Origin of the sequence: Bacillus sp. FJAT-45350 (assembly GCF_002335805.1) — a bacterium.
Taxonomy (GTDB): Bacteria; Bacillota; Bacilli; order Bacillales; family NISU01; genus FJAT-45350.
Map to the genome: position 1 here is coordinate 524,020 of NZ_NISU01000001.1, position 14,323 is coordinate 538,342.

A 14,323-nucleotide genomic window follows, 5' to 3' on the forward strand; every position below is an offset into this window, starting at 1 on the left:
TTACAACTTGTTGTTGTATTTATTAGTGTCTATGTTATGTCATTTCGTAAGTAGCGGATAATAATACTCAGCTTTTTTCGCTTGAAATCTTTTAGGGCTAATTATATACTACTCTTAGTACCTAGTCATATAACTATGAATGGTGGCTTGTATTATGAAAATGACAAAGAAAGAACGGCAGAAACGTTTAAAGGAAACAATCGCTGAGAATCCTTTTATTACAGATGAGGATCTAGCAAAAATGTTTTCTGTTAGTATTCAAACGATTCGCCTAGATAGAATGGAACTTTCGATACCAGAGTTAAGAGAACGAATTAAAGACGTTGCTAAAAAGCAGTTAGATGATGTAAAAGCTCTACCGCTTGAAGAAGTTATTGGAGAAATTATTGACCTTCAATTAGACCTGAGTGCGATCTCAATCTTAGATATTAAACCTGAGCATGTTTTTTCTCGCAACCAAATAGCGAGGGGCCATCACCTTTTTGCGCAGGCTAATTCCCTAGCAGTTGCGATTATCAATGACGAACTTGCACTAACAGCTAAGGCGACAATACATTTTACGAGACAAGTAAAAGTAGAAGAGCGTGTAATCGCGAAGGCAAAAGTAACAAAATTGGAAAAAGAAAGAACTGTCGTAGAGGTTACTAGCTTTGTAGAACAGGAAAAAGTATTTTCTGGTCGCTTTGATATGTTCCGTTCGAAAAATTAATTTTACTAAAGATAGGTACTCAAAAAAAGGCTAATATCCCTTTTGAAATGAATACAGGAATTTTTCTTTCTGTTGTAGAAGAAAGATACAGATGGGGTGTAGTGTTCATTTTTCCCGGTGATATCTAATACTTTAATAAAATAGGCAGGGAAATGAGGGTATAGAGATGAAACTAGCAATGGATGCAATGGGAGGGGACAACGCTCCTGAAGCAATTGTTGAAGCAGCTATGAAAGGAATCCAAACTCATAGCGATCTTGAAATTATTTTAGTAGGAAATGAAGAACACATAACGAAATACTTAAAAGATGAAACAAGAATATCAATATTACATACCGACGAAAAAATAGAAGATACGGATTCACCTACTGCTGCCGTTAGGAGAAAGAAAAATGCTTCTATGGTTCTAGCAATTAAGGAAGTAAAAGAGGGTCGAGCTGATGCAGTCATTTCAGCTGGCAATACTGGGGCATTGATGACAGCAGGCTTATTACATATCGGACGTATAAATGGAATTGAAAGACCTGCTTTAGCACCGATGCTAAAGACGACTGCTGGAGAAGGGTTTCTATTACTTGATGTTGGGGCAAATATGGATGCCAAAGAAGGACATCTCCTTCAATATGCCATCATGGGTAATATTTATATGCAGACGGTTCAAAAAATGAACAAACCTCGAGTTGGTTTATTAAATGTAGGAACGGAAGAAGGCAAAGGAAACGAATTAACGAAAAAAGCTTTCGAATTATTAAAAGAAACTGATTTCCAGTTTATCGGTAACATTGAATCTAGAGATTTACTAAATGGTGCAGCAGATGTAGTCGTTTGTGACGGCTTTTCAGGAAATCTTGTATTAAAGTCTGCAGAAGGAACAGCCGCTACAGTTATGTCAATGCTGAAGAAAGAACTAACGAGCTCCTTGCTAAATAAACTAGCAGCGAGTATTTTAAAACCTAGCTTTAAACGATTGAAAAAACAAATGAGCTATTCAGAATACGGTGGAGCAAGTTTATTTGGTTTAAAGGCTCCTGTTATTAAGGCACACGGTTCATCTGATGCAGTTGCATTAGCACATGCGATTAGGCAAGCAAATGAAATGGTTTCTGAACAGGTCGTAACAACGATTAAAAATGAAGTAGCAAAGTATCAAAAAATGACAGGAAACATTGAAGATAAAGGAGAATGATTATGGGGAAGATAGCATTTTTATTTCCGGGACAAGGCTCTCAATTTGTAGGAATGGGAAGTACATTAGATAATGATATTTTTTCAAGAGCTGATGAACGATTAGGTTTCTCCCTTTCTGATATTATGTTTCAAGGTCCTGAGGATGCATTAAAACGAACGGAAAATACCCAACCAGCACTACTTACTATGAGCGTGGCAGTATTAGAGTCAATGAAGAAACATGATATTACACCTGATTATGTGGCTGGACATAGTTTAGGAGAATATAGTGCATTAGTAGCTGCAGGAGCTATGACCTTTGAAGATGCGGTTTATGCTGTAAGACAGCGTGGTTTGTTTATGGAAGAAGCTGTTCCAACTGGTGTGGGAGCAATGGCTGCGGTACTTGGAATGGAACGTGAAGCTTTAGAACAGGTTTGCTCTACTGTTTCGACAGATGAACATGTTGTACAATTAGCAAATATGAATTGTCCTGGACAAATTGTTATATCTGGTTCGGCGGAAGCTGTTCAGTTAGCTTCTGAAAAAGCAAAGGAAGAAGGGGCTAAACGAGTTATTCCATTACAAGTAAGTGGTCCATTTCATTCATCACTAATGAAACCAGCTGCTGATAAACTAGCAAAAGTATTAGAAGAAATTACGATAAAAGATGCAACAATTCCAGTAATAGCAAATGTGACAGCAGAGGAAATGATATCTGCTTCTGACATTACAGAAAAACTTATTGAACAAGTTTATTCGCCTGTACTCTGGGAAGATACTGTAAGGAAGCTTTTAGACCTTGGAGTTGATACATTTGTTGAAGTTGGTTCAGGGAATGTATTATCTGGCCTAGTGAGAAAAGTACAACGTCGTGCAAATGTTCATGCAGTAAGTGATTTCGAAAGTATTGAAAAAATGGTTTTGGCTCTGAAAGGAGAGAAATAATATGTTAAAGGGTAAGTCAGCTTTAGTAACAGGAGCATCGCGTGGAATTGGACGTGCAACTGCAATTGAGTTAGGGAAACAAGGTGCAAATGTAGCGGTCAATTATTCAGGTAGTAAAGAAAAAGCTGAAGAAGTTGTGGCTGAATTAAAGGGAATGGGTGTTGAGGCATTTGCTATTCAAGCAGACGTAGCTGACTCAGAATCAGTACAAGGTATGATTAAAGAAGTAATAGGAACTTTTGGTTCGCTTGATATCCTTGTAAATAACGCAGGTATCACTAGAGATAATTTAATTATGCGTATGAAGGAAGAAGACTGGGATGCAGTTATTAATACAAATTTAAAAGGTGTGTTTAACTGCTCAAAAGCAGTAACAAGACAAATGATGAAACAACGTTCAGGTCGCATAATTAATGTTGCTTCTGTCGTAGCAGTTATGGGGAATGCGGGACAAGCTAACTATGTTGCTGCAAAAGCTGGTGTTATTGGTTTAACAAAATCAATGGCTCGTGAGTTAGCTAATCGTAATATTACTGTAAATGCAATTGCTCCAGGCTTTATAGAGACAGACATGACGGATAGTTTAACTGACGAAATCAAGGGTGAAATGCTAAAGCAAGTACCACTTGCAAAGTTAGGGCAACCTGAACAAATTGCATCAGTTATTCGTTTCCTAGCATCTGACGACAGTAGTTATATGACGGGACAAACTTTGCACGTTGATGGTGGAATGGTAATGCCCTAAGAATAATTATTAGTTATGAATGGTGAGTTATGAATGAAAAATGGGAATTGAAATCTTTGGATACTTAGTTAATTTTGTAATGTTTCGACATCATTAACAATTCATAACTTATAACTTGTAATTCATAATTAGCAATTCCCACTTGCGTATTTGTTGTAAAATCACCTATAATGATTTTCATTGGATATGTCGTTAATTAATTCCAAATTACTTTGAGAGGAGGTGAACGAAAGATGGCAGATGTTTTATCTCGTATCACAAAAATTATTGTTGATCGTTTAGGAGTAGAAGAATCAGAAGTCAAACCTGCGGCTTCATTCAAGGACGATTTAGGTGCAGATTCATTAGACGTTGTAGAACTTGTTATGGAATTAGAAGATGAGTTTGATTTAGAGATTTCTGATGAAGAAGCTGAAAAAATCTCTACTGTAGCAGATGTTGTAGAATACATACAAAGCCAACAGTAGTTCTCTTATTGTCAAGTCCCATATATTGATATGGGACTTGCATTTAAGGAAAGACTGCTTCACAGCTTTTCTTATTAAAATTTACCTGTGAACGTGTTGGAGGTAGCCATGTCACATTCTTCAAAAAATTATCGAAAACGTTTTGGCCCAAACCAGTATGACCGTAAAAGACAAACTAGAAGATTGACACTAACTGTTAAGCAAAAAGAAAGGTTTGAACAGTTAGTTTCTGAAATTGGACTACCGTTTCATGATAATAAGCTGTTAATTCAGGCTTTTACACATTCATCCTATGTGAATGAGCATCGCATTAGCTCTTGTCAAGATAACGAGCGTCTTGAGTTCTTAGGAGACGCTGTGTTAGAACTAGCTGTTTCTCAATACTTATATAAAAAATTTGAGGCGATGAGCGAAGGGGATATGACGAAGCTAAGAGCGGCGATTGTCTGCGAAGCTTCATTGGCTAATTTAGCTAATGAACTATGCTTTGGTGAACTAGTGTTACTCGGTAAAGGTGAGGAAATGACCGGTGGAAGAGGTCGTCCTGCGCTATTAGCTGATGTATATGAATCCTTTGTTGGCGCGTTATATCTTGACCAGGATCTAGATGCAGTCTATCGCTTTTTAGACCTAACGATTTACCCTAAAATTAATGAGGGTGCTTTTTCTCATATGATGGATTTTAAAAGTCAATTACAGGAGTTTGTTCAACGTGATAATATTGGACAGATTCATTATGAAATTGTCCAGGAACGTGGTCCAGCTCATAGTCGAGAATTTGTTTCAGAAGTCTTATTGAATGCTCGAACATTAGGTATCGGTACTGGCCGTTCAAAAAAAGAAGCAGAACAACATGCTGCTCAGCAAGCTCTTATTAGCTTAAGTGAAGAAGGGCAAAAAGATAATATATAATTGGAAAGAAGGGGACAAACTCATTCCTCTTCTTTTTTGTGTAAATACAGGTTGTATATCATAATTCGTAACTTGTGAATCGGCATATCAAGTTTTAATTATGATATAATAATTGCGTTGTTATCAAAGGTGAGGAGGATGAAAGATGTTCCTCAAACGTTTAGAGGTCATTGGGTTTAAATCATTTGCTGAACAGATGAATATTGACTTTGTGCCAGGGGTTACAGCTGTAGTTGGACCTAATGGGAGCGGAAAAAGTAATATTTCAGATGGTATACGGTGGGTGTTAGGAGAGCAATCTGCGAAATCATTACGTGGGTCAAAAATGGAAGATATCATTTTCGCCGGAAGTGACACAAGAAAACCATTAAATTTTGCTGAAATAACATTAGTCCTTGATAATGAGGATCATTACATAGGAATTGACTATAGTGAGGTAAGTGTTACTCGACGAGTCTATCGCTCAGGAGATAGTGAGTATCTATTAAATCGGCAAACATGTAGATTAAAGGATATTGTTGATTTATTTATGGATTCTGGTCTTGGTCGAGAGGCATATTCGATTATTGGTCAAGGTAAGGTAGAAGAGATATTAAGTAGTAAATCAGAAGACCGCAGAGTCATTTTTGAAGATGCTGCTGGGGTACTTAAATACAAGAATCGTAAAATAAAAGCAGAACGTAAATTAGCAGAAACTCAAGAAAATCTTTTTAGAGTAGAAGACATTTTACATGAGCTTGAAGGGCAAGTAGAACCTCTGCAAATACAGGCATCTGTTGCAAAAGACTACCTTCAAAAAAAGGCTGAACTAAAAGATGTAGAAGTTGCTTTAATGGTCTATGAGATTGATGATTTACATAAAAAATGGTCAGAGCATAACCAACAGTTTGAAAAGCTTAAAGAAGAAAAAACAACTCGCCAAAATAGTATAGAAGAAAATGAAGCAAAACTAACACTTGTTCGCGAACAACTTCAACAACTTGATGAAGAGATGAACGAATATCAAGATTCTCTATTAAAAACTAGTGAAGAATTAGAAAAAAATGAAGGGCAAAAGGAAGTACTTAAAGAAAGAAAAAAGAATTTTACTCAAAATAAAGACCAGCTACTAAAAACAATAAATAATCTTAAAGAGGAAAAACTCGAACTAGGGCAAAAGCTAAATGAAGAAATTGGAAAGCAAAAAAATATTGAAAAGATACTAGTTCATTTAAAAGAAGAGATGACTGATAAGAATAAAGCACTAGCTCTTGCTGAGGAAGACCTAGAGGCTGAATTAGATAGGCTAAAGTCAGATTATATTGAAGTGTTAAATGAACAAGCATCAATTCGAAATGAAACCCGTTATTTAAAAGAACAACTCCACCTTCAAGAAAAAAAAGTAATAAGAATAGAGGATGACAATAAGCAATTAATTACTTTGCGTGAGGAAGTGGCAATTAGGAAGAATGATTTAACATCAGTTCTTCTTCAAAAGCAGGGTGAGGTTGAAGAGAAAGTAAAGGAATATAGAAATGTTCAACTGGAATTAGAACAAAAACGGAATTCCTATCAAAAGCAACAAAGTAAACTATATGAAGCATATCAGCTTATCCAGCAAGTTCGTTCAAGAAAAGAAGTTCTTGAGGAAATGCAAGCCGATTTTTCAGGGTTCTTTCAAGGGGTAAAAGAAATACTAAGAGCTAGAGGTGGACAGCTTTCAGGTATAGTTGGAGCAGTTGCAGAGCTAGTGAAGGTACCAAAAGAATACGAGACAGCATTAGAAATTTCATTAGGCGGGGCGACGCAACATATCGTAGTGGAAACCGAAGAACAAGCTCGTCGTGCAATTCAATTTTTAAAGCAAAAACGATATGGCCGAGCAACATTTCTCCCTTTACCAGCCATTAAAGGAAGGTATCTGAGTGATAATCAGCTATCAATTGTAAATACACATCCGTCGTTTGTTGGTGTGGCATCTGATTTAATCAATTTTGATAAAAAATATGAACACGTTATAAGTAATTTACTAGGACATGTCATCATTGCCACTGACCTACAAGGGGCAAATGAAATTGCTCGTTTATTAGGGTTTAGGAATCGAATTGTGACAGTAGATGGAGATGTAGTAAATCCAGGTGGCTCTATGACGGGTGGAAGCATTAAACAAAAAACAACACCACTTCTTGGTCGTTCAAGAGAACTTGAATCATTAACTGATAAGCTGGTAAAAATGGAAGAAACGACCTCTGTATTAGAAAATTATGTAAAAGATTTAAAACAACAGGTTTCTGCACTTGAAGTAAGGTTAGAAAAACTGCGAGTAGAAGGTGAAGGTTCAAGGGAGGCAGAGCAAGAAATTCGTTCCGCTATAAGAGAGATAGAGATGGAAGAAAAGAACGTAAATGAACGTCTTCTATTGTACGACCGAGAACATGGGTCTTTTACAACAGAGCGTCAAGAAATAGAAAATCGTTTAATTCATCTTGAACATACACTAACGCAAACAGTAGCTTCCTCAGAGTTACTAGAAAAACAAGTTTCAGAAATTGAAGAAAAAAAGAAACTACAAAAAACATCGAAAGAGACTGTACAAGAAGATTTAATTGAGTTAAAGGTTGAGCTTGCTAAAGAAGAAGAACGACTACATAACCAGAAGGAAACTGTTCAACGTTTATCGAATGAAGAAGAGCGAACAACAAACCGTCTTAAGGATATGGAAGAGCAATACTGGTTACTAGAAAATGAAATGACTGCTAGTTCAACAGGAGAAGAGACGATTGAAGACAAAATTGAAAGAAATCGTAAACGTAAGGATGAAGCAATTCATTCTCTTTCTAAGATTCGCCATCAACGACAAGATTTGCAGCAAAAAGCTACGTACCTTGAGGACAAGCTTAAGCTTGAAAAGGGTCAGTTAACGTACATTATGGAACAACTTCATGACAAGGAAGTCCTTGTCAATCGTTTAGATGTTGAGCTAGAAAACCGTTTATCTCATATACGTAATGAATATGAACTGAGCTATGAAGCTGCAAAAGAGCATTATCATTTAACGCTTGATGTAGATGATGCTCGAACAAAAGTAAAGTTAATCAAGCTGGCAATAGAAGAGCTAGGGCATGTAAATTTAGGGGCAATTGAAGAGTTCGAGCGAGTGAATGAACGATTTCAATTTTTGTCAGAGCAAAAGAACGATTTAACAGAAGCAAAAGAAACTCTTTACAATGTAATCGCTGAGATGGATGAGGAAATGACGAAGCGTTTTGAACAGACTTTTACACAAATACGTGCACATTTCCAAGTCGTCTTCAGAAAGCTATTTGGTGGTGGTGAGGCGGATTTAGTCTTATCAAACCCTGACCAACTCCTACATACAGGTGTGGACATTGTTGCAAGACCGCCAGGTAAAAAGCTACAGCACCTTGCCTTACTATCTGGGGGAGAACGTGCACTAACCGCAATAGCTTTACTCTTTGCGATATTAAAAGTTCGTCCAGTCCCATTTTGTGTTCTTGATGAAGTTGAGGCTGCTCTAGATGAAGCTAACGTAAGTCGCTTTGCGGCATATTTAAAAGAGTTCAGTAGTCATACCCAATTTATCGTCATCACCCATAGAAAAGGAACCATGGAAGAAGCGGACGTTCTATATGGAGTTACTATGCAAGAGTCAGGTGTATCAAAATTAGTTTCTGTTAGATTAGAGGAAACAGAGAAATTTCTTGTGGAATAGGAAAAATATGAATTTAGAATTGAAAATTAAGAATTGCGAGTTAAAACATGGTTAGGAGCTATTAGCAATCCAACTATAAGGAGGACCTTATGAGTTTTTTTAAGAAGTTAAAAGAGAAGATTACCCTACAAACAGATACAGTAACAGAGAAGTTTAAAACTGGATTAGAAAAAACACGTGACTCATTTGTCGGAAAGATGAATGAATTAGTAAGTCGTTATCGTAAAGTAGATGAAGAATTTTTTGAAGAGTTAGAGGAACTCTTGATAAGTGCTGATGTTGGTGTAGAAACGGTAATGGAATTAATTGATACACTTAAAGATGAAGTACGTCTTCGTAATATAAAAGATACCAAAGATATTCAGCCTGTTATCTCAGAGAAGTTAGCTGAACTATTACAAAAGGAAGAGGAAAATTCTCAGTTAAATATCCAAGAAGGTGCTATGACAGTAATCCTTTTTGTTGGTGTTAATGGAGTAGGGAAAACAACAACAATTGGAAAAATGGCTCATATGTTTAAAGAAGAAGGTAAATCAGTAGTACTTGCAGCAGGAGACACATTCCGTGCAGGGGCAATTGAGCAACTTGAAGTATGGGGAGAGCGCGTTGGTGTTGATGTAATTAAACAGCAAGCGGGGAGTGACCCGGCAGCAGTTATGTATGATGCTGTTCAAGCTGCCAAATCTCGTAATGCAGATGTTCTATTATGTGATACTGCTGGAAGATTACAAAATAAAGTAAACTTAATGAAGGAACTCGAAAAAGTAAAGCGTGTCATTGAACGAGAAGTCCCAGGTGCTCCCCACGAGGTATTACTTGTACTAGATGCTACAACAGGTCAAAATGCAATGAGCCAAGCAAAGGCGTTTGGACAAACAACGGATGTATCAGGTATTGTCTTAACAAAACTAGACGGTACAGCAAAAGGTGGAATTGTTGTTGCGATTCGTCATGAACTAGATATCCCTGTAAAGTATGTCGGTCTGGGCGAAAAAATGGACGATCTCCAACAATTTGACTCTGAACAATTTGTATATGGACTTTTTAAAGATATTCTTGAAGAGCAGGAAGAAGAGGAAGAGAAGGAATTATAAGTTCTGAGTTATTAGTTATGAATGATTTTAATGGGTAATTGTAAATGGCCAATGGTTAATTGAATTTAGAATTGCAAATGGCAAATAAAAACCTAAAAATTAGCAATTCATAACCCATAACTCATAATTCATAATTAATTCCCACTCAGGGGTTTTGTATGTTAAGAAAAAAACTTGACACTAGATTTTTTTTCGTGTAATATTTGTATTCGTAAAGGGAATTCACTTAACAAGGGGTTGGTGTTGTGTTAGATAAAACGTTAAGAATGAACTATCTGTTTGACTTTTATCAGTCACTCCTAACACCCAAGCAGCAGAAGTACATGTCATTGTACTATCTTGATGATTTGTCTCTTGGTGAAATTGCCGAAGAATTTGAAGTCAGTCGACAAGCTGTTTATGATAACATTAAACGTACTGAATTAATGCTAGAAGAATACGAAGTGAAATTATCGTTATTAGCTAAGTTTGAAAAACGTACGTCGTTATTAGAAACACTGAAAAAGACTGCGCAAGAAAAAAAATCGACTCCTGAAGAGATCAACAACTTAATTGATTCTCTTGAAAAATTAGATTAGGAGGCGAAAGCAATGGCATTTGAAGGTTTAGCTGAACGATTACAGAATACATTAGCTAAAATGAAGGGGAAAGGGAAAGTAACCGAAGCAGACGTTAAAGAAATGATGCGTGAAGTTCGCCTTGCCCTCCTAGAAGCAGATGTTAACTTTAAAGTTGTTAAACAATTTATCGCAGATGTAAAAGAGCGAGCAATTGGACAAGAGGTGTTAAAGAGTTTAACACCTGGACAACAAGTTATAAAAGTAGTTAATGAAGAGCTTACTAATTTAATGGGTGGTGAGCAGAGTAAGATTGCTCATGCAAATAAACCCCCGACAGTTGTCATGATGGTTGGTCTGCAAGGTGCAGGTAAAACGACTACTACAGCAAAATTAGCGAATCATTTACGAAAAAAGCATAACCGCAATCCGATGCTTGTTGCTGCTGATATTTATCGTCCTGCTGCGATTAAGCAGTTAGAAACATTAGGTAAGCAGCTAAGTATGCCAGTGTTCTCGTTGGGTGACCAAGTGAGCCCAGTGGAAATTGCTAAGCAAGCACTTGCAAAAGCAAAAGAAGAGCATCATGATTACTTAATCATTGATACAGCTGGTCGTTTGCATATTGATGAAGGATTAATGGAAGAATTGCAGCAAGTGAAAGAAGTAGCTAATCCTGATGAAATTCTGTTAGTTGTCGATGCAATGACAGGGCAAGATGCTGTTAATGTGGCAGAAAGCTTTAATGAACAACTAGATATTACTGGTGTAGTTTTAACAAAGCTAGATGGTGATACACGTGGTGGTGCGGCGTTATCTGTTAAGGCAGTAACGAAAACACCAATTAAGTTTGCTGGTATGGGCGAAAAGATAGACCAACTTGAACCATTCCACCCTGAGCGAATGGCTTCTAGGATTCTAGGTATGGGTGATGTATTAACACTCATTGAAAAGGCTCAAGCCAATGTAGATGAAGAGAAGGCCAAAGAGCTAGAGAAGAAAATGAGAACGATGGATTTCACGTTTGAGGATTTTCTTGAACAGCTTGAGCAAGTTCGTAATATGGGACCACTTGATGAGTTACTAGGGATGATGCCTGGAATGAACAAAATGAAGGGTATGAAAAATCTTCAAGTGGATGATAAACAAATTAATCGTGTTGAAGCTATTGTCCGTTCAATGACAAAAGCAGAAAAGCAAGACCCAAGTCTTATGAATGCAAGTCGTAGACGTAGAATCGCTAAAGGAAGCGGTACGAGCATTCAGGATGTCAATCGCTTACTCAAACAATTCGAGGATATGAAGAAGATGATGAAGCAAATGACGAATATGGGTGGAAAAGGTAAGAAAAAAGGCAAAGGCGGTCTTAAGTTACCGTTTATGTAAATTATGTTATTCATTTTTCCTAGCACTTTCAGTTTTTAGCATGAAAATGTTGAATGGTATTGCAAGCTAGTGAAATTTACTATATTATAAAATATTGTGTGAAATAATTTTGGAGGTGTCAACGAATGGCAGTAAAAATTCGTTTAAAGCGTATGGGTTCAAAGAAAGCTCCTTTCTATCGTTTGGTAGTAGCAGATTCTCGTTCTCCACGTGATGGTCGTTTCATCGAGGAGATCGGTACTTATAACCCATTAACTCAACCAGCGAAAGTAGACATTAAAGAAGAGAAAGCACTTCAGTGGATGTTAGAGGGTGCAAAACCATCTGATACAGTTCGCAACCTTTTCTCTCAAGCTGGTCTTATGGAAAAGCTTCACAACGCAAAAAACAGTAAGTAATTGAGAAAGGGAAAGGATCCTATTGATCCTTTCCTTTTTTCAAATTATAGAAGTAAATCAAATATTTATGATACAATAAATGAAATCTATCAAATGACAAGGAGTACATATATTATGAAAGAGTTAGTAGAGACGATTGCGAAAGCTCTAGTTGACCATCCTGATGATGTATATGTCACAGTACGGGATGAAGAACAGCTTATTACGTTAGAACTAACAGTAAATGGTCAGGACATGGGAAAAGTTATTGGAAAACAAGGTCGAGTGGCAAAGGCAGTTCGCTCGGTAGTCAATGCAGCAGCAGCACAGCAAAATAAACGTGTTCGATTAGATATCATTGATCCTGTAGGGTGAGGGAAACCTCGCTCTTTTTTATAGAGTCAGAATTTACCTCAAAAGTATTGTAAGATTGATTCATTTTACTAATATCTTTAAAATAATTATTGATAGAACTTTTGCAGCGAGGTGAAAGATGGATATTATTAGAACCGTTACTGTGAAACAGATACTGACAGAGAAGCGAAAACAATATTTAATGAATGAGTTGAGCAATGAAGAAGTACAAGTAAGTAAAGAATTAGAACAGCTAAAGTTCCAATTACATAAAAAATTAAAGAAATTTCAGAGCGACCATGAATATAGCCAAACGATTCGTCAAAGTTTTAACAGTGAAATTAAACAAAGACAGGAAAAGCTAAGAGCAGTTGAATTTAAGAAGCATCAATTAAACAAACTAGAGATAGGTACAGAATTAAAGGACGGCTCAGTACAATCAATTTGTAGTATACAAGTTGGAGATAACTGGGATGATGTGTTACGTGATACTGAAGTGATTATAAGAGATGGTATTGTTGATGAAATTAGAAAAGGACTGAAAAAAGATGACAAATTGGTTTAAAGTCGGAAAGATTGTTAACACACAAGGGCTACGCGGTGAAGTAAGGGTCATTTCCATTACAGATTTTGAAGAAGAGAGATTTTCTGTCGGGAGTAAGCTTTATCTAGAGCACGATGATTTAAAAGATTTGCGTCCACTTACTGTCGCAAGTCACCGAAAGCATAAAAATTTTGATTTACTAACGTTTGAAGGACTTACGAACATTAATGAAGTAGAGCCTTTTAAAGGTGGTACGCTTCAAGTTTCAGAAGAGGCTCTTGGTGACCTAGATGAAGGTGAGTTTTACTATCATGAAATTATTGGTTGTGAGGTGTGGACAGACGAGGGTAAAGAGCTTGGTAAGATAAAAGAAATACTTTCACCAGGTGCAAATGATGTATGGGTTGTTCAACGGAAGGGGCCAGGAAAAGAAATTCTACTTCCATATATAGAGGATGTAGTAAAAGAAGTGAATATTGAAGAGAAAAAAGTAACTGTCCATTTAATGGAAGGGCTTATCTAAAATGAAAATTGATGTATTAACGCTTTTTCCTGAGATGTTTACTGGTGTATTTGGTTCATCAATTTTGAATCAAGCTCAGGAAAAAGGGTACGTAAATTTTAATGTGGTAAATTTTCGGGATTATACAGAAAATAAGCATAAGAAAGTGGACGACTATCCTTATGGTGGAGGAGCAGGAATGGTCTTAGCACCACAGCCATTGTTTGATGCGGTAGAAACGTTGAGGGCAAATCATAATACAAAGCCTCGAGTAATTCTCCTATGTCCTCAAGGGGAAAGATACACTCAAAAAAAGGCTGAGGAATTAGCACATGAGGAACATCTAATCATGCTATGTGGACACTATGAAGGATATGATGAGCGTATTCGAGAGCATCTAGTTACTGATGAAATTTCCATTGGAGATTTTGTTCTAACGGGTGGTGAAGTAGGAGCAATGATTATCGCTGATAGCGTGACTCGTCTTTTACCGGGGGTGTTAGGAAACGAAACCTCAGCTGTCACTGATTCTTTTTCAACAGGTTTACTAGAGCATCCACAGTATACTAGGCCATCTGATTTTAGAGGTATGAAAGTACCTGATGTTCTTTTATCTGGTCATCATGAAAACATTGAAACATGGAGGCGTAAAGAAGCGCTTCGACGTACATATGTAAGAAGACCTGATTTACTAGAAGGGAAAGAGTTAACTGAGGAAGAGAAAAAGTGGATAGAGGAATTTAAATTCGATGCTTGAACTTTAGTATAATATATGATATTATACTCTTTGTGGCTAAGGCCCGTTATTCCGATGTTCCGCTAGTGATTATTACATATCTGCTATGAGCA

At 36.8% G+C, this 14,323-nt stretch carries 15 protein-coding genes; all 15 read left to right on the forward strand.

Annotated features, from left to right (window positions below; genetic code table 11):
- Positions 1-154 precede the first annotated feature (154 nt).
- The 15 genes from fapR (at position 155) to trmD (ending at position 14,231) form a co-directional block, all read left to right on the forward strand.
- Positions 155-709 (forward strand): transcription factor FapR, encoded by a 555-nt coding sequence (gene fapR, locus CD003_RS02585; protein WP_096199325.1) that lies wholly within the window; start codon positions 155-157, stop codon positions 707-709.
- A 166-nt stretch (positions 710-875) separates the two neighbouring features.
- On the forward strand, positions 876-1,895 hold the full coding sequence (gene plsX / locus CD003_RS02590) for a phosphate acyltransferase PlsX (RefSeq protein ID WP_096199326.1): 1,020 nt from the start codon (positions 876-878) through the stop codon (positions 1,893-1,895).
- A 2-nt stretch (positions 1,896-1,897) separates the two neighbouring features.
- Positions 1,898-2,824, forward strand: coding sequence for an ACP S-malonyltransferase (fabD, locus tag CD003_RS02595; RefSeq protein WP_096199327.1), 927 nt, complete (start codon positions 1,898-1,900; stop codon positions 2,822-2,824).
- Between the two features lies 1 nt (position 2,825).
- Complete coding sequence (fabG, locus tag CD003_RS02600) at positions 2,826-3,569, forward strand: 3-oxoacyl-[acyl-carrier-protein] reductase (protein ID WP_096199328.1); 744 nt, start codon at positions 2,826-2,828, stop codon at positions 3,567-3,569.
- Positions 3,570-3,802: 233 nt separating this feature from the next.
- A complete protein-coding gene (gene acpP / locus CD003_RS02605; protein ID WP_096199329.1) occupies positions 3,803-4,036 on the forward strand; it encodes an acyl carrier protein in 234 nt (77 codons plus the stop codon).
- A 108-nt stretch (positions 4,037-4,144) separates the two neighbouring features.
- The gene (gene rnc, locus CD003_RS02610; protein ID WP_096199330.1) at positions 4,145-4,948 is read left to right on the forward strand and encodes a ribonuclease III; all 804 of its coding nucleotides are present in this window, start codon (positions 4,145-4,147) and stop codon (positions 4,946-4,948) included.
- Positions 4,949-5,093: 145 nt separating this feature from the next.
- Complete coding sequence (smc, locus tag CD003_RS02615; RefSeq protein WP_096199331.1) at positions 5,094-8,660, forward strand: chromosome segregation protein SMC; 3,567 nt, start codon at positions 5,094-5,096, stop codon at positions 8,658-8,660.
- Positions 8,661-8,749: 89 nt separating this feature from the next.
- Positions 8,750-9,754, forward strand: a complete 1,005-nt coding sequence (gene ftsY, locus CD003_RS02620) for a signal recognition particle-docking protein FtsY (protein ID WP_096199332.1) — start codon at positions 8,750-8,752, stop codon at positions 9,752-9,754.
- Positions 9,755-9,999: 245 nt separating this feature from the next.
- Complete coding sequence (locus CD003_RS02625; protein ID WP_096199333.1) at positions 10,000-10,332, forward strand: putative DNA-binding protein; 333 nt, start codon at positions 10,000-10,002, stop codon at positions 10,330-10,332.
- Between the two features lie 12 nt (positions 10,333-10,344).
- Positions 10,345-11,697 carry a signal recognition particle protein gene (gene ffh, locus CD003_RS02630; RefSeq protein ID WP_096199334.1) on the forward strand — a complete coding sequence of 451 codons (1,353 nt, stop codon included), beginning with the start codon at positions 10,345-10,347 and terminating at the stop codon, positions 11,695-11,697.
- Positions 11,698-11,822: 125 nt separating this feature from the next.
- On the forward strand, positions 11,823-12,095 hold the full coding sequence (rpsP, locus tag CD003_RS02635; protein ID WP_096199335.1) for a 30S ribosomal protein S16: 273 nt from the start codon (positions 11,823-11,825) through the stop codon (positions 12,093-12,095).
- Between the two features lie 114 nt (positions 12,096-12,209).
- A complete protein-coding gene (locus tag CD003_RS02640; RefSeq protein ID WP_096199336.1) occupies positions 12,210-12,449 on the forward strand; it encodes a KH domain-containing protein in 240 nt (79 codons plus the stop codon).
- Positions 12,450-12,567: 118 nt separating this feature from the next.
- Entirely contained in the window at positions 12,568-12,993 is a 426-nt protein-coding gene (locus tag CD003_RS02645) for a YlqD family protein (protein WP_096199337.1), read from the forward strand.
- Complete coding sequence (gene rimM, locus CD003_RS02650) at positions 12,977-13,495, forward strand: ribosome maturation factor RimM (protein WP_096199338.1); 519 nt, start codon at positions 12,977-12,979, stop codon at positions 13,493-13,495. Before CD003_RS02645 ends, rimM begins: the two co-directional genes overlap by 17 nt.
- Before the next feature lies 1 nt (position 13,496).
- Entirely contained in the window at positions 13,497-14,231 is a 735-nt protein-coding gene (gene trmD / locus CD003_RS02655; RefSeq protein ID WP_096199339.1) for a tRNA (guanosine(37)-N1)-methyltransferase TrmD, read from the forward strand.
- The last annotated feature ends 92 nt before the right edge of the window (positions 14,232-14,323 follow it).

Coding starts and splice junctions, on each gene's coding strand:
- smc (WP_096199331.1), top strand. CDS start 5,094: ATGTTCCTCAAACGTTTAGAGGTCATTGGGTTTAAATCATTTGCTGAA.
- fapR (WP_096199325.1), top strand. CDS start 155: ATGAAAATGACAAAGAAAGAACGGCAGAAACGTTTAAAGGAAACAATC.
- rimM (WP_096199338.1), top strand. CDS start 12,977: ATGACAAATTGGTTTAAAGTCGGAAAGATTGTTAACACACAAGGGCTA.
- plsX (WP_096199326.1), top strand. CDS start 876: ATGAAACTAGCAATGGATGCAATGGGAGGGGACAACGCTCCTGAAGCA.
- rnc (WP_096199330.1), top strand. CDS start 4,145: ATGTCACATTCTTCAAAAAATTATCGAAAACGTTTTGGCCCAAACCAG.
- ffh (WP_096199334.1), top strand. CDS start 10,345: ATGGCATTTGAAGGTTTAGCTGAACGATTACAGAATACATTAGCTAAA.
- fabD (WP_096199327.1), top strand. CDS start 1,898: ATGGGGAAGATAGCATTTTTATTTCCGGGACAAGGCTCTCAATTTGTA.
- rpsP (WP_096199335.1), top strand. CDS start 11,823: ATGGCAGTAAAAATTCGTTTAAAGCGTATGGGTTCAAAGAAAGCTCCT.
- CD003_RS02645 (WP_096199337.1), top strand. CDS start 12,568: ATGGATATTATTAGAACCGTTACTGTGAAACAGATACTGACAGAGAAG.
- CD003_RS02640 (WP_096199336.1), top strand. CDS start 12,210: ATGAAAGAGTTAGTAGAGACGATTGCGAAAGCTCTAGTTGACCATCCT.
- trmD (WP_096199339.1), top strand. CDS start 13,497: ATGAAAATTGATGTATTAACGCTTTTTCCTGAGATGTTTACTGGTGTA.
- ftsY (WP_096199332.1), top strand. CDS start 8,750: ATGAGTTTTTTTAAGAAGTTAAAAGAGAAGATTACCCTACAAACAGAT.
- fabG (WP_096199328.1), top strand. CDS start 2,826: ATGTTAAAGGGTAAGTCAGCTTTAGTAACAGGAGCATCGCGTGGAATT.
- acpP (WP_096199329.1), top strand. CDS start 3,803: ATGGCAGATGTTTTATCTCGTATCACAAAAATTATTGTTGATCGTTTA.